Genomic DNA, 20,446 nt, shown 5'->3' on the forward strand with positions numbered 1-20,446 from the left:
CAATGGCAAAGCAAGACTATTACGAGATTTTAGGCGTTCCGAAAACTGCGGAAGAGCGTGAAATCAAAAAGGCGTACAAGCGCCTGGCCATGAAATTCCACCCGGACCGTAACCAGGGTGACAAAGAGGCTGAAGCCAAATTTAAAGAGATCAAAGAAGCCTACGAAGTCCTGACCGATGCACAAAAACGTGCGACCTATGACCAGTACGGTCACGCTGCCTTTGAACAGGGCGGCATGGGCGGCGGTGGATTCGGCGGCGGCGGCTTTGGCGGCGGCGCTGACTTCAGCGATATCTTTGGCGATGTATTTGGCGACATTTTCGGCGGCGGCCGTGGTCGTCAGCGCGCGGCGCGCGGCGCGGACCTGCGCTACAACATGGAGCTGACGCTGGAAGAGGCCGTTCGCGGCGTAACCAAAGAGATCCGTATCCCGACGCTGGAAGAGTGTGACGTTTGCCACGGCAGCGGCGCGAAAGCGGGCACACAGCCTCAGACCTGTCCAACCTGTCACGGCTCTGGTCAGGTACAGATGCGCCAGGGCTTCTTCGCGGTACAGCAGGCCTGTCCGCACTGTCACGGTCGCGGCACGCTGATTAAAGATCCGTGCACCAAATGCCACGGCCACGGTCGCGTTGAGAAAACCAAAACTCTGTCCGTTAAGATCCCAGCTGGCGTCGATACGGGCGACCGCATCCGTCTGGCCGGTGAGGGCGAAGCAGGCGAGCACGGCGCACCGGCAGGCGATCTGTACGTTCAGGTGCAGGTGAAACAGCACGCCATCTTCGAGCGTGAAGGTAATAACCTGTACTGCGAAGTGCCGATCAACTTCGCGATGGCGGCACTCGGTGGCGAAATCGAAGTGCCAACGCTGGACGGTCGCGTGAACCTGAAAGTGCCTGGCGAAACCCAGACCGGTAAGCTGTTCCGCATGCGCGGGAAAGGCGTTAAATCCGTTCGCGGTGGCGCCCAGGGCGACCTGCTTTGCCGCGTCGTCGTCGAAACGCCGGTTGGCCTGAACGACAAGCAGAAACAGCTGCTGAAAGAGCTGCAGGAAAGCTTTGGCGGCCCGACGGGCGAGAAAAACAGCCCGCGTTCCAAAAGCTTCTTCGATGGCGTCAAAAAGTTCTTCGATGATTTGACCCGCTAATTCGTTAGCTGGTTTTCATCTTCTCAAAGCCCGGAAGCGATTCCGGGCTTTTTTATTTGCGCGTATAGCTCGGTTAAACTGAGTCTATACTCAACATTAATCTGTTTTTGCCGAGCTATTTGGCTTGGTATTATGGTTTTATCGAGGTATTGTTGTAAAAGAGAGAACTTAAATGAAATTACTACACCGTTTCTTTAGCAGTGAGGCGTCCGGTGGTGTGATCCTGATTATTGCCGCAGCGGCCGCGATGGTGCTGGCTAACCTTGGCATCACGCAGGATCTCTACCATGCATTTCTGGAAACGCCCGTTGAGCTGAAGGTCGGGGCGCTGGAAATTAACAAGAACATGCTGCTGTGGATCAACGATGCGCTGATGGCGGTGTTCTTCCTGCTGGTGGGTCTTGAGGTTAAGCGTGAGCTGGTTCTGGGCTCGCTTGCCAGCCGCCAGCGCGCGGCGTTTCCGGTGATCGCAGCGATTGGCGGAATGGTCGTTCCGGCGTTGCTCTTCCTGGCGTTCACCTGGCAGGATCCTGTTGCGCGTGACGGCTGGGCGATCCCGGCCGCGACGGATATCGCCTTTGCGCTCGGTGTCTTAGCCTTGCTCGGTAGCCGCGTGCCGGTAGCCCTGAAAATCTTCCTGATGGCGCTGGCGATCATCGATGACCTGGGCGCCATTGTGATTATCGCGCTGTTCTACACCAGCGATCTGTCGATCCTGTCCCTGAGCGTCGCCGCCGGGGCGATTGCGGTGCTGGCGCTGCTGAATATCTTCAATGTTCGCCGCATCGGTATCTATATCCTGGTGGGGATGGTGCTGTGGACGGCGGTGCTTAAATCCGGCGTGCACGCCACGCTGGCAGGCGTGATTGTGGGCTTCTTCGTGCCGCTTAAACCGCAGGACGGCAAGTCGCCTGCCAAACAGCTGGAGCACGTGCTGCACCCGTGGGTTGCCTTTATGATCCTGCCGCTGTTTGCGTTTGCCAACGCGGGCGTTTCCCTCGGCGGCGTGACGCTGGACGGGCTGACGTCCGTGCTGCCGCTGGGCATCATTGCCGGGCTGTTTATCGGTAAGCCGCTGGGCATTAGCCTCTTCTGCTGGCTGGCGACGAAGCTGAAGCTGGCGTCATTGCCGCATGGCACCACGTTTTCGCAAATTATGGCCGTCGGCGTGCTGTGTGGCATCGGGTTTACGATGTCGATCTTTATTTCGACACTGGCGTTTGGTACGCATGCGCCTGAGCTTATCGTCTGGGCTAAACTCGGCATTCTCATCGGGTCATTACTGGCCGCGGTAATCGGTTATACCTTGTTGAAGGTGAAGTTGTCCGGACAGGCCGTCCAGGCATAACGGAACACCGGGAGGAGGCGATCCTTCTCCCGATACACACTCAGGGAGAGAAGACGCGATGTCTCATTTAAATTACAACCATCTGTACTACTTCTGGCACGTCTATAAACAGGGCTCGGTGGTGGGGGCGGCAGAGGCGCTCTACCTGACGCCGCAAACCATCACCGGGCAAATCAAGGCCCTGGAAGAGCGTCTGCAGGGCAAGCTGTTCAAGCGTAAGGGGCGTGGGATTGAACCCAGCGAACTGGGTGAACTGGTTTTCCGCTATGCGGACAAAATGTTCACACTGAGCCAGGAGATGCTGGATATCGTCAACTACCGCAAAGAGTCGAACCTGCTCTTTGACGTGGGCGTGGCGGATGCGCTGTCCAAGCGGCTGGTGAGCGGCGTGCTGGATGCGGCGGTAGTTGAAGACGAGCAAATCCACCTGCGCTGCTTTGAATCCACCCACGAGATGCTGCTGGAACAGCTGAGCCAGCACAAGCTGGACATGATTATCTCGGACTGCCCGATTGACTCCACCCAGCAGGAAGGGCTGTTCTCGGTGAAGATTGGCGAATGTGGCGTGAGCTTCTGGTGTATCAACCCGCCGCCGGAGAAAACTTTCCCGGCCTGCCTGGAAGAGCGTCGCCTGCTGGTGCCTGGGCGACGCTCAATGCTCGGACGCAAGCTGCTGAACTGGTTTAATTCGCAGGGGCTGAAGGTAGAAATCCTCGGTGAGTTCGACGATGCGGCGCTGATGAAAGCCTTTGGCGAAGCGCATAATGCGATCTTCGTTGCGCCGACGCTGTACGCGCACGATCTCTATTCAGACGACAAGATTACGGAGATAGGCAGAGTGGATAACGTGATGGAGGAGTATCACGCCATATTTGCCGAAAGAATGATTCAGCACCCGGCGGTGCAGCGAATCTGCAACCGTGACTACTCGGCGCTGTTTACGCCACCGGCAATCTGAAGGCATAAAAAAACCCGCGTTAAGCGGGTTCTTTAAACAAGCAACAGCAAGTAGCGATTAAGCCAGTTTGTTGATCTGCGCGGTCAGGTTTGCTTTATGACGCGCTGCTTTGTTTTTGTGGATCAGACCTTTAGCAGCCTGACGATCCACGATTGGTTGCATTTCGTTAAATGCGTTCTGCGCTGCAGCTTTGTCGCCTGCTTCGATTGCTGCGTATACTTTCTTGATGAAAGTACGCATCATAGAGCGACGGCTTGCGTTGTGCTTACGAGCCTTTTCAGACTGAACGGCACGTTTCTTAGCTGATTTGATATTAGCCAAGTCCAACTCCCAAATATGTTCTATGTGGACAATTCAAAGGCCGAGGAATATGCCCTCTTTGCCTTCTTTTGTCAATGGATTTGTGCAAATAAGCGCCGTTAATTAGCGACGCTACGTTACGTAGTGATGGCGCAGGATTCTACCAGCTTGTCTTCCCTGAATACAGCCTTTCGGCATAAAAATCGCAGTTCAGGAGCAGATTTTTTCGCTGCGAAAGGTCAGCCTGATGAAATCATTACGGCTTTCTGTTTTGCACGAACAATCGCCGGTTAACCTTAACCGCTGTACAAGGTATACTTTGGCGATTTTCACTGTTTTGAGCCAGACATGAAGCTGATACGCGGCATACATAATCTCAGCAGCGCGCCACACGGGTGCGTGCTGACTATTGGTAATTTCGACGGCGTGCATCGTGGTCATCAGGCGCTGTTGCAGGGATTGCGTAAAGAAGGGGAGGCCCGTGGCCTGCCCGTTGTAGTGATGATTTTCGAGCCGCAGCCGCTGGAGCTGTTCGCGGGCGATAAATCTCCCGCCCGACTCACTCGCCTGCGCGAGAAATTGCGCTATCTGGCGGAGTCCGGCGTGGACTATGTATTGTGTTTACGTTTCGATCGTCGCTTTGCCGCGCTGACAGCACAAAATTTCGTCAGCGACCTGCTGGTTAAGCGTCTTGGCGTACAGTTTCTTGCCGTGGGCGATGATTTCCGCTTTGGCGCTGGTCGTCAGGGCGATTTCTTGCTATTACAGAAGGCTGGTCTGGAGTATGGATTTGACGTCACCAGCGCGATGACCTTCTGCGAAGGCGGCGTGCGCGTCAGCAGCACGGCGGTGCGTCAGGCGCTGGCTAATGATGACCTGGACACGGCAGAAACCCTGCTGGGCCATCCGTTCACCATCTCTGGCCGCGTGGTCCATGGCGATGCGTTGGGCCGCACGATAGGCTTCCCGACGGCGAATATACCGCTGCGTCGTCAGGTTTCCCCGGTTAAAGGGGTGTATGCGGTGGAAGTGGCAGGACTGGGCGATAAACCGTTCTACGGCGTCGCCAACATTGGCACGCGTCCGACCGTCGCCGGTGTGCGTCAACAGTTAGAAGTGCACCTGCTGGACGTTGTAATGGACCTCTATGGTCGCCATATAGATGTGATACTGCGTAAAAAAATACGCAACGAGCAGCGATTTGGTTCGCTGGATGAACTAAAAGCGCAAATTGCGCGAGATGAATTGACGGCCCGCGAGTTTTTTGGGCTTTGAACCCGGCTTAACTGCCTACGTGATAAATACGGAACCGAGAATCTGATGAGTGACTATAAATCAACCCTGAATTTGCCGGAAACAGGGTTCCCGATGCGCGGCGATCTCGCCAAGCGCGAACCGGGAATGCTGGCGCGTTGGACCGATGATGACCTGTACGGCATCATTCGTGCAGCCAAAAAAGGCAAAAAAACCTTCATTCTGCATGATGGCCCTCCATATGCGAATGGCAGCATTCATATTGGTCACTCGGTTAACAAGATTCTGAAAGACATTATCGTGAAGTCCAAAGGCCTCACGGGATATGACTCGCCTTACGTTCCGGGCTGGGACTGCCACGGTCTGCCAATCGAGCTGAAAGTGGAGCAAGAGTTCGGCAAGCCGGGTGAGAAGTTCACCGCCGCCGAGTTCCGTGCGAAGTGCCGCGAATACGCAGCCACGCAGGTTGACGGTCAGCGCGCTGACTTCATCCGTCTGGGCGTGCTGGGCGACTGGTCGCACCCGTACCTGACCATGGACTTCAAAACTGAAGCCAACATCATCCGTGCGCTGGGCAAAATCATCGGTAACGGCCACCTGCACAAAGGCGCTAAGCCGGTGCACTGGTGCGTGGACTGCCGTTCTGCGCTGGCAGAAGCGGAAGTTGAATATTACGACAAAACCTCTCCGTCTATCGACGTGGCGTTCAACGCTGTCGATCAGGATGCGGTGAAGGCTAAATTTGGCGTCTCCTCGGTAAATGGCCCGATCTCTCTGGTGATCTGGACCACCACCCCGTGGACCCTGCCGGCGAACCGTGCGATCTCCCTGTCCGGTGAGTTCGAATACGCGCTGGTTCAGATTGACGGTCAGGCGGTTATCCTGGCGAAAGATCTGGTTGAGAGCGTGCTGAAGCGCGCGCATATCAGCGACTACACCGTGCTGGGCACCGTGAAAGGCGACGCGCTGGAGCTGATGCGCTTCAAGCACCCGTTCCTGGACTTCGACGTTCCGGCGATCCTGGGCGACCACGTGACGCTGGAAGCGGGTACCGGTGCGGTGCATACCGCCGGTGGCCATGGTCCTGACGACTACAACATCAGCCTGAAGTACGGTCTGGAAATCGCTAACCCGGTTGGTCCGGACGGATCTTACCTGCCTGGCACCTATCCGGCGCTGGACGGTATCAACGTCTTCAAAGCGAACGACATCATCGTCGACATGCTGCGCACCAGCGGCGCGCTGCTGCACGTTGAAAAAATGCAGCACAGCTATCCGTGCTGCTGGCGTCATAAGACCCCGATCATCTTCCGTGCGACCCCGCAGTGGTTCGTCAGCATGGATCAGAAAGGCCTGCGCGAGCAGTCTCTGAAAGAGATCAAAGGCGTGCAGTGGATCCCTGACTGGGGCCAGGCGCGTATCGAATCCATGGTGGCTAACCGTCCTGACTGGTGTATCTCCCGTCAGCGTACCTGGGGAGTGCCGATGTCTCTGTTCGTACATAAAGAGACGCAGGAGCTGCACCCGAACACCCTGGAACTGATGGAAGAAGTGGCGAAGCGCGTCGAAGTTGACGGCATTCAGGCGTGGTGGGATCTCGACTCCCGCGACATCCTGGGCGCTGACGCAGACAACTACGAGAAAGTGCCGGATACCCTGGACGTGTGGTTCGACTCCGGGTCTACCCACTCCTCCGTGGTTGACGTGCGTCCGGAATTTGCCGGTCACGCTGCCGATATGTATCTGGAAGGGTCTGACCAACACCGCGGCTGGTTCATGTCATCTCTGATGATCTCCACCGCCATGAAGGGTAAAGCGCCTTACCGTCAGGTACTGACTCACGGCTTCACCGTGGATGGTCAGGGCCGTAAGATGTCCAAATCTATCGGTAACACCGTTTCTCCGCAGGATGTGATGAACAAGCTGGGCGCAGACATTCTGCGTCTGTGGGTGGCCTCTACCGATTACACCGGCGAAATGGCGGTGTCTGACGAGATCCTGAAGCGTGCTGCCGACAGCTATCGCCGTATCCGTAACACCGCGCGCTTCCTGCTGGCGAACCTGAACGGGTTCGATCCGGCAAAAGACATGGTGAAACCGGAAGAGATGGTGGTGCTGGACCGCTGGGCGGTAGGCTGCGCGAAAGCGGCGCAGGAAGATATCCTGAAAGCCTATGAGTCTTACGACTTCCACGAAGTGGTGCAGCGCCTGATGCGCTTCTGCTCCATCGAGATGGGCTCGTTCTACCTCGACATCATCAAAGACCGCCAGTACACCGCGAAAGCGGACAGCGTGGCGCGTCGTAGCTGCCAGACCGCGCTGTTCCACATCGCAGAAGCGCTGGTGCGCTGGATGGCGCCGATCATGTCCTTCACCGCGGATGAAATCTGGGGCTACCTGCCGGGCGACCGTGAGAAGTATGTGTTCACGGGCGAGTGGTACGAAGGTCTGTTCGATCTCTCCAGCACCGAAGCGATGAACGATGCCTTCTGGGACGAGCTGCTGAAAGTGCGTGGCGAAGTGAACAAGGTTATCGAGCAGGCGCGCGCGGACAAGAAAGTCGGCGGCTCTCTGGAAGCGGCAGTTACGCTGTATGCCGAACCGGAGCTGGCGGCGAAGCTGACGGCGCTGGGCGATGAATTACGATTTGTCCTGTTGACCTCCGGTGCGAAAGTTGCGGATTATGCCGAAGCTTCTGCTGATGCTCAGCAGAGCGAGCTGCTCAAAGGACTGAAAGTCGCGCTGAGCAAAGCCGACGGTGAGAAATGCCCGCGTTGCTGGCATTACACCACCGATGTTGGCCAGGTGGCGGAACACGCAGACATCTGCGGACGCTGTGTAAGCAACGTCGCCGGTGACGGCGAAAAACGTAAGTTTGCCTGATGAGTAAAACTCTCTGTTCAACAGGACTGCGCTGGCTGTGGCTGGTTGTGGTGGTGCTGATTATCGATCTGGGCAGCAAGTTCCTGATCCTCCAGAATTTTGCTCTGGGGGAGACGGTTCCGCTGTTCCCGTCGCTTAACCTGCACTACGCGCGTAACTACGGCGCAGCGTTTAGTTTCCTTGCCGACAGCGGTGGCTGGCAGCGCTGGTTCTTTGCGGGTATCGCTCTCGGTATCTGCGTGATCCTCGCGGTGCTGATGTACCGCTCGAAGGCCACGCAAAAGCTGAATAACATTGCCTACGCGCTGATCATTGGCGGCGCGCTGGGCAACCTGTTTGACCGCCTGTGGCACGGCTTTGTGGTCGATATGATCGACTTCTACGTCGGCGACTGGCACTTCGCGACCTTTAACCTGGCCGATACGGCAATTTGTATCGGTGCGGCGTTAATCGTGCTGGAAGGCTTCTTGCCTAAACCGACCGCGAAAGAGCAGGCGTAACACACTCGCCCGGTGGCGTAATGCTACCGGGCAAAACAAGCGAGCAATTTGCATGTCTAAATCCGTACAGAGCAACAGCGCGGTTCTCGTTCACTTCACGCTGAAGCTGGATGACGGCTCCACGGCCGAATCCACCCGCAATAACGGCAAACCGGCCCTGTTTCGTCTTGGAGATACCTCCCTGTCTGAAGGTCTTGAGCAGCAGCTTCTGGGCCTGAAAGAGGGTGAGAAAAAAGCCTTTTCGCTGGAGCCGGATGCCGCGTTTGGCGTGCCGAGTCCGGACCTGATCCAGTATTTCTCGCGCCGCGAGTTTATGGACGCGGGTGAACCGGAGATCGGAGCGATTATGCTCTTTACCGCTATGGACGGCAGCGAAATGCCTGGCGTGATCCGCGAGATCAACGGCGACTCTATTACCGTTGACTTCAACCATCCGCTTGCCGGGCGTACCGTTCATTTTGATGTTGAAGTGCTGGAAATCGATCCTGCACTGGAGGCCTGAAATGCAGATCCTGTTGGCTAACCCGCGCGGCTTCTGCGCCGGTGTAGACCGCGCTATCAGCATTGTTGAAAACGCGTTGGAGATTTACGGCGCGCCGATTTATGTGCGTCACGAAGTGGTGCACAACCGCTACGTGGTCGACAGCCTGCGCGAGCGCGGCGCCATCTTCATTGAACAAATCAGCGAAGTGCCGGACGGTGCGATCCTGATCTTCTCCGCGCACGGCGTCTCTCAGGCGGTACGTAACGAAGCAAAAAGCCGCGATCTGACCGTATTCGATGCCACCTGTCCCCTGGTGACAAAAGTGCATATGGAAGTGGCGCGCGCCAGCCGTCGTGGTGAAGAGTCGATTCTGATTGGCCATGCCGGGCATCCGGAAGTCGAAGGCACCATGGGCCAGTACAGCAACCCGGAAGGGGGTATGTATCTGGTTGAGTCGCCTGAAGATGTGTTAACGCTGAACGTGAAAAATGAAGCCCGTCTGTCGTTTATGACCCAGACGACGCTCTCCGTAGACGATACCTCAGACGTGATTGACGCCCTGCGCCAGCGCTTCCCGAAAATCGTCGGTCCGCGTAAGGATGATATCTGCTACGCGACCACTAACCGTCAGGAAGCGGTGCGCGCACTGGCTGAACAGGCGGACGTGGTGCTGGTAGTCGGCTCCAAAAACTCGTCTAACTCCAACCGTCTGGCCGAACTGGCGCAACGCATGGGGAAAGCGGCTTTCCTGATTGATGACGCGTCGGATATTCAGGAGGCGTGGGTTAAGCACGCGGCCTGTGTCGGCGTGACGGCCGGGGCGTCTGCGCCAGATATTTTGGTACAGAACGTCATTTCCCGTCTGCAGGAGCTGGGCGGTGGCGAAGCGGTGCCGCTGGAAGGACGTGAAGAGAACATCGTTTTCGAAGTCCCGAAAGAACTGCGCATCGACGCCCGCGAAGTCGAATAGACCTTTTTCTGATGAAAGGCCAGCACCTCCTGTGCTGGCCTTTTTTTTACCCGTTACTTTATCGTGACGACAAAATCATGTCTTTTACTGATATTTAAGTCGGTTTCACGTTAAATTCTAATTATCGGTGTTTTCAGTTGGCAGTGCTTCTCAAGGCTGGTTAATCTGAAAACGGTTTACATCATTTTAACGTAAGAGAATAACTATGCATGATGCACAGATCCGTGTCGCCATTGCGGGCGCGGGTGGACGTATGGGCCGTCAGCTTATTCAGGCGGCACTTCAGACGGATGGCGTCGCGCTTGGCGCGGCACTGGAGCGTGAAGGTTCGTCGCTACTGGGGACCGATGCCGGTGAGCTGGCAGGCGCAGGCCACACGGGCGTTACCGTGCAAAGCAGCCTGGAAGCGGTAAAAGAGGACTTCGATGTATTCATCGATTTTACCCGCCCGGAAGGGACGCTCGCGCATCTGGCGTTTTGTCGCCAGCACGGCAAGGGGATGGTGATCGGCACCACCGGTTTTGACGATGCGGGCAAGCAGGCTATCCAGGATGCATCAAAAGAGATTGCGATTGTCTTCGCGGCAAACTTCAGCGTGGGCGTTAACGTCATGCTGAAGCTGCTGGAGAAGGCCGCGAAGGTGATGGGCAACTATACCGATATCGAGATCGTAGAAGCTCACCACCGTTACAAGGTTGATGCGCCATCGGGTACGGCGCTGGCGATGGGCGAAGCGATTGCTCATGCACTTGATAAAGATTTAAAAGACTGCGCGGTCTATACCCGTGAAGGTTACACCGGCGAACGCGTTCCTGGCACCATTGGCTTCGCAACCGTGCGAGCGGGTGACATCGTCGGCGAACACACGGCGATGTTCGCCGATATTGGCGAGCGCGTCGAAATTACGCATAAAGCCTCCAGTCGAATGACGTTCGCCAACGGTGCGGTACGTTCCGCTTTGTGGCTGAAAAACAAGAAAAACGGCCTTTTTGATATGCGAGATGTGCTCGATCTCAATAATTTGTAAGCATTATTACCCATCGTGATGTGGTTATTGCAGTCGTAATTGTTTGATTGCATAGGGCAATATTTTATTGCCCTTTTATTTTATCTGTTTCATGGATTATTTTTGCTTAATCCTCTGAATATCTATCTCTTTTGGTGTTTTAACGTTACTGAAATGTAAATTTTGACCATCTGGTCCACTTTATAGTGCTGCGCTAGCTCATTTTTCATTAAACCTGGCACGCAAGCGTTTTCCGCAGTGATTTACCTGATCTTTTTGTCGCTTAAGCCGCATTCCACTCGCCAGGCTTGCAAAAGAGTAAACAAAATATCCGTTTTAAGTTGACTTTTACCCACCAAATCCCCAGAATGCCGCCGTTTGCCAAAAATCCGCTGGCAACACATTTGCATTGATCCATGACATGCTATGAATTAATATGCAAATAAAGTGAGTGAATATTCTCTGGAGGGTGTTTTGATTAAGTCAGCGCTATTGGTTCTGGAAGACGGAACCCAGTTTATCGGTCGGGCCATAGGGGCAACGGGTTCGGCGGTTGGGGAAGTCGTTTTCAATACTTCAATGACCGGTTATCAAGAAATCCTCACTGATCCTTCCTATTCTCGCCAAATCGTTACTCTTACTTATCCTCATATCGGCAATGTCGGCACCAATGCGGCTGACGAAGAATCTTCTCAGGTACATGCGCAAGGCCTGGTCATCCGCGACCTGCCGCTGATTGCCAGCAACTTCCGCAATACCGAAGACCTCTCTTCTTACCTGAAGCGCCATAACATCGTGGCGATTGCCGATATCGATACCCGTAAGTTAACGCGTCTGCTGCGCGAGAAGGGTGCACAGAACGGCTGCATTATCGCGGGTGATAACCTCGATGCGACGCTGGCGCTGGAAAAAGCGAAAGCCTTCCCGGGCCTGAACGGCATGGACCTGGCGAAAGAAGTGACGACCGCTGAAGCCTACAGCTGGACTCAGGGTAGCTGGACGCTGGAAGGCGACCTGCCGGAAGCGAAAAAAGAGAGCGAGCTGCCGTTCCACGTGGTGGCCTACGATTTCGGCGCCAAGCGCAACATCCTGCGCATGCTGGTTGACCGCGGCTGCCGCCTGACGGTGGTTCCGGCACAAACGTCTGCCGAAGACGTGCTGAAGATGAATCCGGACGGTATTTTCCTGTCCAACGGCCCTGGCGACCCGGCGCCGTGCGATTACGCCATCGCCGCCATCAAGTCCTTCCTGGAAACCGACATCCCGGTATTCGGCATCTGCCTCGGCCATCAGCTGCTGGCGCTGGCGAGCGGTGCGAACACCGTTAAGATGAAGTTCGGCCACCACGGTGGTAACCACCCGGTGAAAGACATCGATAACAACACGGTGATGATCACCGCGCAGAACCACGGATTTGCCGTCGATGAAGCCTCGATGCCGGCTAACCTGCGCGTGACCCATAAGTCGCTGTTCGATGGCACTCTGCAGGGGATTCATCGCACCGATAAGCCAGCATTCAGCTTCCAGGGTCACCCGGAAGCCAGCCCGGGCCCACACGACGCCGCGCCGCTGTTCGATCACTTCATCGAACTTATCGAGCAATACCGTAAGACCGCTAAATAATCAGGAGCCGAGAAGACAATGCCAAAACGTACAGACATAAAAAGCATCCTGATCCTTGGCGCTGGCCCGATCGTCATCGGCCAGGCCTGCGAATTCGACTACTCCGGCGCGCAGGCGTGTAAAGCCCTGCGTGAAGAGGGTTACCGCGTTATCCTGGTGAACTCTAACCCGGCAACCATCATGACCGACCCGGAAATGGCTGATGCAACCTACATCGAGCCGATTCACTGGGAAGTGGTGCGTAAAATCATCGAGAAAGAGCGTCCGGACGCGGTGCTGCCAACCATGGGCGGCCAGACGGCGCTGAACTGTGCGCTGGAGCTGGAGCGTCAGGGCGTGCTGGAAGAGTTCGGCGTGACCATGATTGGTGCGACCGCCGACGCGATTGATAAAGCAGAAGACCGTCGCCGCTTCGACGTGGCGATGAAGAAAATCGGCCTCGACACCGCGCGTTCCGGTATCGCACACAACATGGAAGAAGCGCTGGCCGTCGCGGCTGACGTGGGCTATCCGTGCATCATCCGTCCATCGTTCACCATGGGCGGCACCGGCGGCGGTATCGCCTACAACCGCGAAGAGTTCGAAGAGATTTGCGAACGCGGTCTGGATCTCTCCCCAACCAAAGAGCTGCTGATTGATGAATCGCTGATTGGCTGGAAAGAGTACGAGATGGAAGTGGTGCGTGATAAAAACGACAACTGCATCATCGTCTGCTCCATCGAAAACTTCGATGCGATGGGTATCCACACCGGTGACTCCATCACCGTTGCGCCAGCCCAGACCCTGACCGACAAAGAGTATCAAATCATGCGTAACGCCTCGATGGCGGTACTGCGTGAAATCGGCGTGGAAACCGGTGGTTCTAACGTGCAGTTCTCCGTTAACCCGAAAACAGGCCGTCTGATTGTTATCGAAATGAACCCGCGCGTGTCCCGTTCCTCCGCGCTGGCTTCTAAAGCGACCGGCTTCCCGATTGCGAAAGTGGCGGCGAAGCTGGCGGTGGGTTATACCCTCGACGAGCTGATGAACGACATCACCGGTGGCCGCACCCCAGCGTCCTTCGAGCCGTCAATCGACTACGTTGTGACCAAAATTCCACGCTTCAACTTCGAGAAATTCGCAGGCGCGAACGACCGTCTAACCACCCAGATGAAATCTGTCGGTGAAGTGATGGCGATTGGCCGCACGCAGCAGGAATCACTGCAGAAAGCGCTGCGCGGTCTCGAAGTGGGCGCGACCGGCTTTGACCCGAAAGTGAGCCTGGACGACCCGGAAGCGCTGACCAAAATCCGCCGCGAGCTGAAAGACGCGGGCGCAGAGCGTATCTGGTATATCGCCGATGCCTTCCGTGCGGGCCTGTCCGTCGACGGCGTGTTCAACCTGACCAACATCGACCGCTGGTTCCTGGTGCAGATTGAAGAGCTGGTGCGTCTGGAAGAACAGGTCGCTGAACTGGGCATCAACGGCCTGGACGCTGACTTCCTGCGCGTGCTGAAGCGTAAAGGCTTCGCCGATGCGCGTCTGGCTAAGCTGGCGGGCGTGCGCGAAGCGGAAATCCGCAAGCTGCGCGACCAGTACGACCTGCACCCGGTCTACAAGCGCGTGGACACCTGTGCGGCTGAATTCTCGACCGACACCGCCTACATGTACTCCACCTATGAAGACGAGTGCGAAGCGAACCCGTCCGTCGACCGCGACAAGATTATGGTGCTGGGCGGCGGTCCAAACCGTATCGGCCAGGGCATCGAGTTCGACTACTGCTGCGTACACGCCTCGCTGGCGCTGCGCGAAGACGGTTACGAGACCATCATGGTCAACTGTAACCCGGAAACCGTCTCTACCGACTACGACACCTCTGACCGCCTCTACTTCGAGCCGGTTACCCTGGAAGACGTGCTGGAAATCGTGCGCATCGAGAAGCCAAAAGGCGTTATCGTGCAGTACGGCGGCCAGACCCCGCTGAAGCTGGCGCGCGCGCTGGAAGCAGCAGGCGTGCCGGTTATCGGCACCAGCCCGGACGCGATTGACCGTGCGGAAGACCGCGAGCGTTTCCAGCAGGCGGTTGACCGTCTGAAGCTGAAACAGCCGGCGAACGCCACCGTCACCGCCATTGAAATGGCCGTTGAGAAGGCGAAAGAGATTGGCTACCCGCTGGTGGTGCGTCCTTCCTACGTGCTGGGCGGCCGCGCGATGGAAATCGTGTATGACGAGGCCGACCTGCGTCGCTACTTCCAGACTGCGGTGAGTGTTTCCAACGATGCGCCAGTGCTGCTCGACCGCTTCCTCGACGACGCGGTGGAAGTGGACGTTGACGCCATCTGCGACGGCGAAATGGTGCTGATTGGCGGCATCATGGAGCACATCGAGCAGGCGGGCGTGCACTCCGGCGACTCCGCCTGTTCTCTGCCGGCGTACACGCTGAGCCAGGAGATTCAGGACGTGATGCGCCAGCAGGTGCAGAAGCTGGCCTTCGAGCTGCAGGTTCGCGGTCTGATGAACGTCCAGTTTGCGGTGAAAGACAACGAAGTCTACCTGATTGAAGTCAACCCGCGTGCGGCACGTACCGTACCGTTCGTCTCCAAAGCCACCGGCGTACCGCTGGCGAAAGTGGCGGCGCGCGTGATGGCGGGCCAGACGCTGGCGCAGCAGGGCGTGACCAAAGAGATCATTCCACCGTACTACTCGGTGAAAGAAGTGGTGCTGCCGTTCAACAAATTCTCGGGCGTTGACCCGCTGTTAGGGCCAGAAATGCGCTCTACCGGGGAAGTGATGGGCGTGGGCCGCACCTTCGCAGAAGCGTTCGCGAAGGCGCAGCTGGGCAGTAGCTCCACCATGAGAAAATCAGGCCGTGCGCTGCTCTCCGTTCGTGAAGGCGATAAAGAGCGCGTGGTTGACCTGGCCGCCAAGCTGCTGAAACAGGGCTTCGAGCTGGACGCGACCCACGGTACCGCGATTGTGCTGGGCGAAGCCGGCATCAACCCGCGTCTGGTGAACAAGGTGCATGAAGGTCGTCCGCACATTCAGGACCGTATCAAGAATGGCGAATACACCTACATCATCAACACCACCGCAGGCCGCCAGGCGATTGAAGACTCCAAGCTGATTCGCCGCAGCGCGCTGCAGTACAAAGTGCACTACGACACCACCCTGAACGGCGGTTTCGCAACGGCCATGGCGCTGAACGCGGATGCCACCGAGAAGGTGATTTCAGTGCAGGAAATGCACGCGCAGATTAGCAAATAAGTAAAAATGCCCGGTGCCGTTCGGCTGCCGGGCATTCTCCCATCTTCAGAACCTTCTGGTTTTTCATCCGCTTTCAGTCAGTTAGCCTAAAATGGTTAGGTCGATAACGAAATTCAACTGAGAGCAGGGGAAAACACCATGCAAAATAAATTACTGATCGCTTCCGTTCTGGCTGCCACGACAATGTTTACCGTTGCGGGCTGTTCGTCTAATCAGGCCGTAAAAACCACCGATGGCAAAACCATTGTCACCGACGGCAAACCTCAGGTGGATGACGATACCGGTCTGGTGTCGTACAAAAACGCCGAAACCGGTCAAACCGAGCAGATCAACCGTGACCAGGTGAAATCCATGGGCGAGCTGGATAACTAATTCAGAATTCTGACGTAAGCCCGTCAATAATATTCACTATTAGCCTGTTGAATTACTGACTACACTCTTTTGTTAAAAGAAAGCAGTAACAACAGGCTAATCAATGATTCTGATAATTTATGCCCATCCTTATCCGCAGCACTCGCATGCGAATAAGCGGATGCTTGAGCAGGTAAGGACGCTTGATAACGTAGAGATACGTTCCCTCTATCAACTTTATCCCGATTTTAATATCGATATCGCCGCCGAACAGGAGGCGCTTTCCCGTGCCGATCTGATTATCTGGCAGCATCCAATGCAGTGGTACAGCACGCCCCCGCTCCTGAAACTGTGGATTGATAAAGTCTTCTCCCACGGCTGGGCGTATGGCCACAACGGCAATGCGCTAAAAGGAAAAAGCCTGATGTGGGCGGTCACCACCGGCGGTGGGGAAAGCCATTTTGATATCGGTTCCTTCCCGGGTTTTGACGTCCTGGCGCAGCCGCTGCAGGCGACCGCGCTCTATTGCGGTCTGAACTGGCTCCCGCCGTTTGCGATGCACTGCACGTTTGTTTGCGACGATGAAACGCTGCAGGCGCAGGCTCGTCATTATAAACAACGCTTACTTGAGTGGCAGGAGGCGCACCATGGATAGCCATACGCTAATACAGGCGCTGATTTACCTCGGCGCGGCGGCGCTGATTGTGCCCGTGGCGGTCCGCCTGGGGCTGGGCTCGGTGCTTGGCTACCTGATTGCGGGCTGCGTCATTGGGCCGTGGGGCTTTAGACTGGTCACGGATGCCGAGGCGATTCTCCATTTCGCTGAAATTGGCGTGGTGCTGATGCTGTTTGTGATTGGCCTGGAGCTCGACCCGCAGCGGCTGTGGAAGCTTCGCGCCTCGGTATTTGGCGGCGGAGCGCTGCAGATGGTGGCCTGCGGCCTGCTGCTGGGCGGGTTCTGCATCCTGTTAGGAATGGACTGGAAAGTGGCAGAGCTCATCGGCATGACGCTGGCGCTCTCCTCAACGGCCATTGCCATGCAGGCGATGAACGAGCGAAATCTGACGGTCTCCCAGATGGGACGCAGCGCGTTCTCCGTGCTGCTGTTCCAGGACATTGCCGCTATCCCGCTGGTGGCGATGATCCCGCTGCTGGCGGCCAGTGGTTCCTCTACCACGCTGGGCGCTTTCGCGCTGTCGGCGCTGAAGGTGGCGGGCGCGCTGGCGCTGGTGGTGCTGCTTGGCCGCTACGTGACCCGCCCGCTGCTGAGGTTTGTCGCCCGTTCTGGCCTGCGCGAAGTGTTCAGCGCCGTGGCGCTGTTCCTGGTGTTTGGCTTCGGTCTGCTCCTGGAGGAGGCCGGGCTGTCGATGGCGATGGGGGCGTTCCTCGCAGGCGTTCTGCTGGCGAGCTCTGAATACCGTCACGCGCTGGAAAGCGATATCGAGCCGTTCAAAGGGTTGCTGCTGGGACTGTTTTTCATCGGCGTCGGGATGTCCGTCGACTTCGGCACGCTGGTGATGCATCCGCTGCGGATCGTCATCCTGCTCGTCGGCTTCCTGGTCATTAAAATGGTGATGCTGTGGCTGATTGCTCGCCCACTGAACGTGCCGGGCAGGCAGCGCCGCTGGTTCGCCGTGCTGCTGGGGCAGGGGAGTGAATTTGCGTTCGTGGTCTTTGGCGCCGCGCAGATGGCAAACGTGCTCGATCCCGAGTGGGCGAAAGCGCTGACGCTGGCGGTCGCCCTGTCGATGGCGGCGACGCCTGTGCTGCTGGTGGTACTGACGCGCCTGGAAAAATCGGACAGCGGGCAGGAGCGCGAGGCCGACGAGATCGACGAGGAGCAGCCGCGCGTCATCATCGCCGGATTTGGCCGCTACGGGCAGATCGTGGGTCGTTTACTGCTGTCGAGCGGGGTGAAAATGGTCATCCTCGATCACGACCCCGACCATGTCGATACCCTGCGTAAATTTGATATGAAGGTGTTTTACGGGGATGCAACCCGCGTCGATCTGCTGGAATCCGCCGGGGCGGCAAAAGCCGAGGTGTTAATTAACGCCATTGACGATCCGGAAACCAGCATGCAGATGGTGGAGCTGGTAAAAGAGCATTTCCCGGCGCTGACTATTATCTCCCGCGCGCGCGATGTGGATCACTACATCCGGCTGCGGCAGGCGGGCGTAGACGCGCCCGAGCGTGAAACCTTCGAAGGTGCGCTGAAGTCTGGCCGCATGGCGCTGGAAAACCTGGGGCTCGGCGCGTATGAAGCACGCGAACGGGCAGACCTGTTCCGCCGCTTTAATACCGAGATGGTCGAAGAGATGGCGGCGATGGCCGGCAGTACCGCCACCGAGCGTGCGGCGGTCTTCAAACGCACCAGCGCGATGCTGACGGAAATCATTAACGAGGACCGTAACCACCTGTCGCTGATCCAGCGTCATGGCTGGCAGGGCACGGAAGAGGGCAAGCATACCGGCGATCCGGCTGACGAGCCCGAGAGTAAACCTTCCGCGTGAAGTGGAGTTGCCAGCAATATTAAAAAATTTCTTTATCTTTACCCTGCCGCCAGTCGACGAAAGATTAAGCTTTCCGTATAGTGGCGGCAATTTTTTGCATCCGGGAAATTTTCAATGATCAGTCTGATTGCAGCGCTGGCGGTGGACCGCGTTATCGGTATGGAAAATGCCATGCCGTGGAACCTGCCTGCCGATCTCGCATGGTTTAAACGTACTACGTTAAACAAGCCGGTAGTGATGGGCCGCCTGACCTGGGAGTCGATTGGTCGTCCATTGCCGGGCCGTAAGAATATCGTTATCAGCAGCCAGCCGGGCACTGACGATCGCGTCGAATGGGTAAAATCAGTAGACGAGGCGATTGCTGCATGCGGCAATGCCGAAGAGATCATGGTGATTGGCGGTGGGCGCGTGTACGAGCAGTTCCTGCCAAAAGCGCAGAAGCTCTATCTGACCCACATTGATGCAGAAGTGGAAGGGGATACTCATTTCCCGGACTACGATCCGGACGAGTGGGAATCGGTATTCAGCGAATTCCACGACGCGGATGCACAGAACTCCCACAGCTACTGCTTCGAGATTCTGGAACGTCGTTAAGTGATTTTCCCTCTCCCGGCCGGGAGAGGGAATTACGTATCAGGAGGCAACGGCCTCGCTTTCCCCCAGGTCCAGCTGTCGGTTGGACGGCTGCACAAAGTAAGCTTTATCTTCCCAGCGTAAGCAGGTTAACTCTCCGCCCCAGCAGCATCCGGTATCCAGACCGTAAATCCCTTCCGGTGTGCCTTTTCCTTCCAGTGCAGCCCAGTGGCCAAATACCACGCTGTACTCGCTTGTCACCGGTCCCGGAATGGCAAACCACGGCTTGAGCGGCGCGGGCGCGCTCTCCGGCGTCTCTTTGGAATACATATCCAGCTGTCCGTTCGGGAAGCAGAAGCGCATGCGGGTGAACGCGTTGGTGATAAAGCGCAGACGGGCCAGACCGCTGAGATCCTCGCTCCAGTGGTTCGGCATATCGCCGTACATGGCATCGAGGAAGAAAGGATACGAGTCGCTTGCCAGCACCGCCTCAACGTCACGCGCGCAGGTTTTCGCCGTCTCAAGATCCCATTGCGGGGTGATCCCGGCATGCGCCATGACCAGCTTTTTCTCTTCGTCGATCTGCAGCAGGGGCTGACGGCGCAGCCAGTTAATCAGATCGTCCGCGTCCGGCGCATCCAGCAGCGGGGTGAGGCGATCTTTAGGTTTGTTGCGGCTGATCCCGGCGAAAACCGCCAGCAGATGCAGATCGTGATTGCCCAGCACCATGCGGACGCTGTCGCCCAGCGATTTGACGAAACGTAATACTTCAAGGGAGCCGGGGCCACGCGCGACTAAATCGCCCGTCAGCCAGAGCGTGTCCTGTCCTGGCGTAAAGTCGACCTGTTTTAATAATGCGATCAGTTCATCGTAGCAACCGTGAACGTCGCCAATCAGATATGTAGACATTAGATTAATGAATGAGTGTAGTTACGGCGAGACGGAACACAGGAATGGCAACGCGGAAATCATTGCCATCGACGTCGACCATTTCATAATGGCCTTGCATGGTACCCATCGGCGTTTCAATCACCGCGCCGCTGGTGTACTGGTACTCTTCGCCAGGGGCGATGTGGGGCTGTTCACCGACCACACCTTCGCCCTGAACTTCGATTTCGCGGCCATTGCCGTTAGTGATAAGCCAGTAGCGCCCGCGCAGCTGCACGGGCATCCGCCCCAGATTGCGAATGGTCACGGTGTAAGCAAAAACAAAACGTTCTTCGTCCGGTGAGGACTGTGATTCAACATAGACGCTTTGTACATGGACACATACGCGGGGCGAATCAATCATG

At 56.7% G+C, this 20,446-nt stretch carries 18 protein-coding genes and 1 pseudogene; 16 read left to right on the plus strand and 3 right to left on the minus strand.

What is annotated here, in order from left to right:
* The first annotated feature begins 2 nt into the window (after nucleotides 1–2).
* From dnaJ to nhaR, 3 genes are all read left to right on the plus strand, one after another.
* On the plus strand, nucleotides 3–1,148 hold the full coding sequence (dnaJ, locus tag LBF07_RS14540) for a molecular chaperone DnaJ (RefSeq protein WP_094934501.1): 1,146 nt from the start codon (nucleotides 3–5) through the stop codon (nucleotides 1,146–1,148).
* A gap of 172 nt (nucleotides 1,149–1,320) precedes the next feature.
* Nucleotides 1,321–2,496 (plus strand): Na+/H+ antiporter NhaA, encoded by a 1,176-nt coding sequence (gene nhaA, locus LBF07_RS14545; RefSeq protein ID WP_039260856.1) that lies wholly within the window; start codon nucleotides 1,321–1,323, stop codon nucleotides 2,494–2,496.
* Nucleotides 2,497–2,554: 58 nt separating this feature from the next.
* Nucleotides 2,555–3,454, plus strand: a complete 900-nt coding sequence (gene nhaR, locus LBF07_RS14550) for a transcriptional activator NhaR (protein WP_033144600.1) — start codon at nucleotides 2,555–2,557, stop codon at nucleotides 3,452–3,454.
* Between the two features lie 57 nt (nucleotides 3,455–3,511).
* Here nhaR and rpsT read toward each other — a convergent pair whose 3' ends face one another.
* The gene (rpsT, locus tag LBF07_RS14555) at nucleotides 3,512–3,775 is read right to left on the minus strand and encodes a 30S ribosomal protein S20 (protein WP_003856458.1); all 264 of its coding nucleotides are present in this window, start codon (nucleotides 3,773–3,775) and stop codon (nucleotides 3,512–3,514) included.
* A 101-nt stretch (nucleotides 3,776–3,876) separates the two neighbouring features.
* On the opposite strand from rpsT, the pseudogene LBF07_RS14560 reads away from it, so the two are divergent.
* From LBF07_RS14560 to folA, 13 genes and pseudogenes are all read left to right on the plus strand, one after another.
* A pseudogene (locus LBF07_RS14560) lies at nucleotides 3,877–4,095 on the plus strand (DUF2575 domain-containing protein).
* Between the two features lie 7 nt (nucleotides 4,096–4,102).
* Nucleotides 4,103–5,029, plus strand: coding sequence for a bifunctional riboflavin kinase/FAD synthetase (gene ribF / locus LBF07_RS14565; protein WP_023310350.1), 927 nt, complete (start codon nucleotides 4,103–4,105; stop codon nucleotides 5,027–5,029).
* 45 nt (nucleotides 5,030–5,074) lie between these two features.
* Nucleotides 5,075–7,891, plus strand: a complete 2,817-nt coding sequence (ileS, locus tag LBF07_RS14570) for an isoleucine--tRNA ligase (protein ID WP_094934502.1) — start codon at nucleotides 5,075–5,077, stop codon at nucleotides 7,889–7,891.
* The gene (gene lspA, locus LBF07_RS14575) at nucleotides 7,891–8,391 is read left to right on the plus strand and encodes a signal peptidase II (protein WP_094934503.1); all 501 of its coding nucleotides are present in this window, start codon (nucleotides 7,891–7,893) and stop codon (nucleotides 8,389–8,391) included. The genes ileS and lspA overlap by 1 nt, the downstream gene beginning before the upstream one ends.
* A 52-nt stretch (nucleotides 8,392–8,443) precedes the next feature.
* Nucleotides 8,444–8,893 (plus strand): FKBP-type peptidyl-prolyl cis-trans isomerase, encoded by a 450-nt coding sequence (fkpB, locus tag LBF07_RS14580; protein WP_003856450.1) that lies wholly within the window; start codon nucleotides 8,444–8,446, stop codon nucleotides 8,891–8,893.
* Nucleotide 8,894: 1 nt separating this feature from the next.
* On the plus strand, nucleotides 8,895–9,845 hold the full coding sequence (gene ispH, locus LBF07_RS14585; protein WP_024907425.1) for a 4-hydroxy-3-methylbut-2-enyl diphosphate reductase: 951 nt from the start codon (nucleotides 8,895–8,897) through the stop codon (nucleotides 9,843–9,845).
* A gap of 205 nt (nucleotides 9,846–10,050) precedes the next feature.
* Nucleotides 10,051–10,872: a 4-hydroxy-tetrahydrodipicolinate reductase gene (dapB, locus tag LBF07_RS14590; protein ID WP_094934504.1), complete on the plus strand. Its 822-nt coding sequence runs from the start codon at nucleotides 10,051–10,053 to the stop codon at nucleotides 10,870–10,872.
* 453 nt (nucleotides 10,873–11,325) lie between these two features.
* The gene (gene carA / locus LBF07_RS14595; RefSeq protein ID WP_010427050.1) at nucleotides 11,326–12,474 is read left to right on the plus strand and encodes a glutamine-hydrolyzing carbamoyl-phosphate synthase small subunit; all 1,149 of its coding nucleotides are present in this window, start codon (nucleotides 11,326–11,328) and stop codon (nucleotides 12,472–12,474) included.
* Between the two features lie 18 nt (nucleotides 12,475–12,492).
* Nucleotides 12,493–15,717, plus strand: a complete 3,225-nt coding sequence (gene carB / locus LBF07_RS14600) for a carbamoyl-phosphate synthase large subunit (RefSeq protein WP_094934505.1) — start codon at nucleotides 12,493–12,495, stop codon at nucleotides 15,715–15,717.
* Nucleotides 15,718–15,855: 138 nt separating this feature from the next.
* Nucleotides 15,856–16,089: a YgdI/YgdR family lipoprotein gene (locus LBF07_RS14605; protein WP_023310357.1), complete on the plus strand. Its 234-nt coding sequence runs from the start codon at nucleotides 15,856–15,858 to the stop codon at nucleotides 16,087–16,089.
* Nucleotides 16,090–16,192: 103 nt separating this feature from the next.
* Nucleotides 16,193–16,723 (plus strand): glutathione-regulated potassium-efflux system oxidoreductase KefF, encoded by a 531-nt coding sequence (gene kefF, locus LBF07_RS14610; RefSeq protein WP_024907429.1) that lies wholly within the window; start codon nucleotides 16,193–16,195, stop codon nucleotides 16,721–16,723.
* Nucleotides 16,716–18,581: a glutathione-regulated potassium-efflux system protein KefC gene (gene kefC, locus LBF07_RS14615; RefSeq protein WP_094934506.1), complete on the plus strand. Its 1,866-nt coding sequence runs from the start codon at nucleotides 16,716–16,718 to the stop codon at nucleotides 18,579–18,581. Before kefF ends, kefC begins: the two co-directional genes overlap by 8 nt.
* Before the next feature lie 114 nt (nucleotides 18,582–18,695).
* Nucleotides 18,696–19,175, plus strand: coding sequence for a type 3 dihydrofolate reductase (folA, locus tag LBF07_RS14620; protein ID WP_008502023.1), 480 nt, complete (start codon nucleotides 18,696–18,698; stop codon nucleotides 19,173–19,175).
* A 39-nt stretch (nucleotides 19,176–19,214) separates the two neighbouring features.
* Here the strand turns inward: folA and apaH are convergent, their stop codons facing one another.
* Nucleotides 19,215–20,063, minus strand: coding sequence for a bis(5'-nucleosyl)-tetraphosphatase (symmetrical) ApaH (apaH, locus tag LBF07_RS14625; protein ID WP_023310360.1), 849 nt, complete (start codon nucleotides 20,061–20,063; stop codon nucleotides 19,215–19,217).
* Nucleotides 20,064–20,067: 4 nt separating this feature from the next.
* A complete protein-coding gene (gene apaG, locus LBF07_RS14630; protein WP_023310361.1) occupies nucleotides 20,068–20,445 on the minus strand; it encodes a Co2+/Mg2+ efflux protein ApaG in 378 nt (125 codons plus the stop codon).
* Nucleotide 20,446 lies beyond the last annotated feature (1 nt).

It is taken from the genome of Enterobacter cloacae complex sp. ECL352 (assembly GCF_020149545.1).
Taxonomy (GTDB): Bacteria; Pseudomonadota; Gammaproteobacteria; order Enterobacterales; family Enterobacteriaceae; genus Enterobacter; species Enterobacter asburiae_B.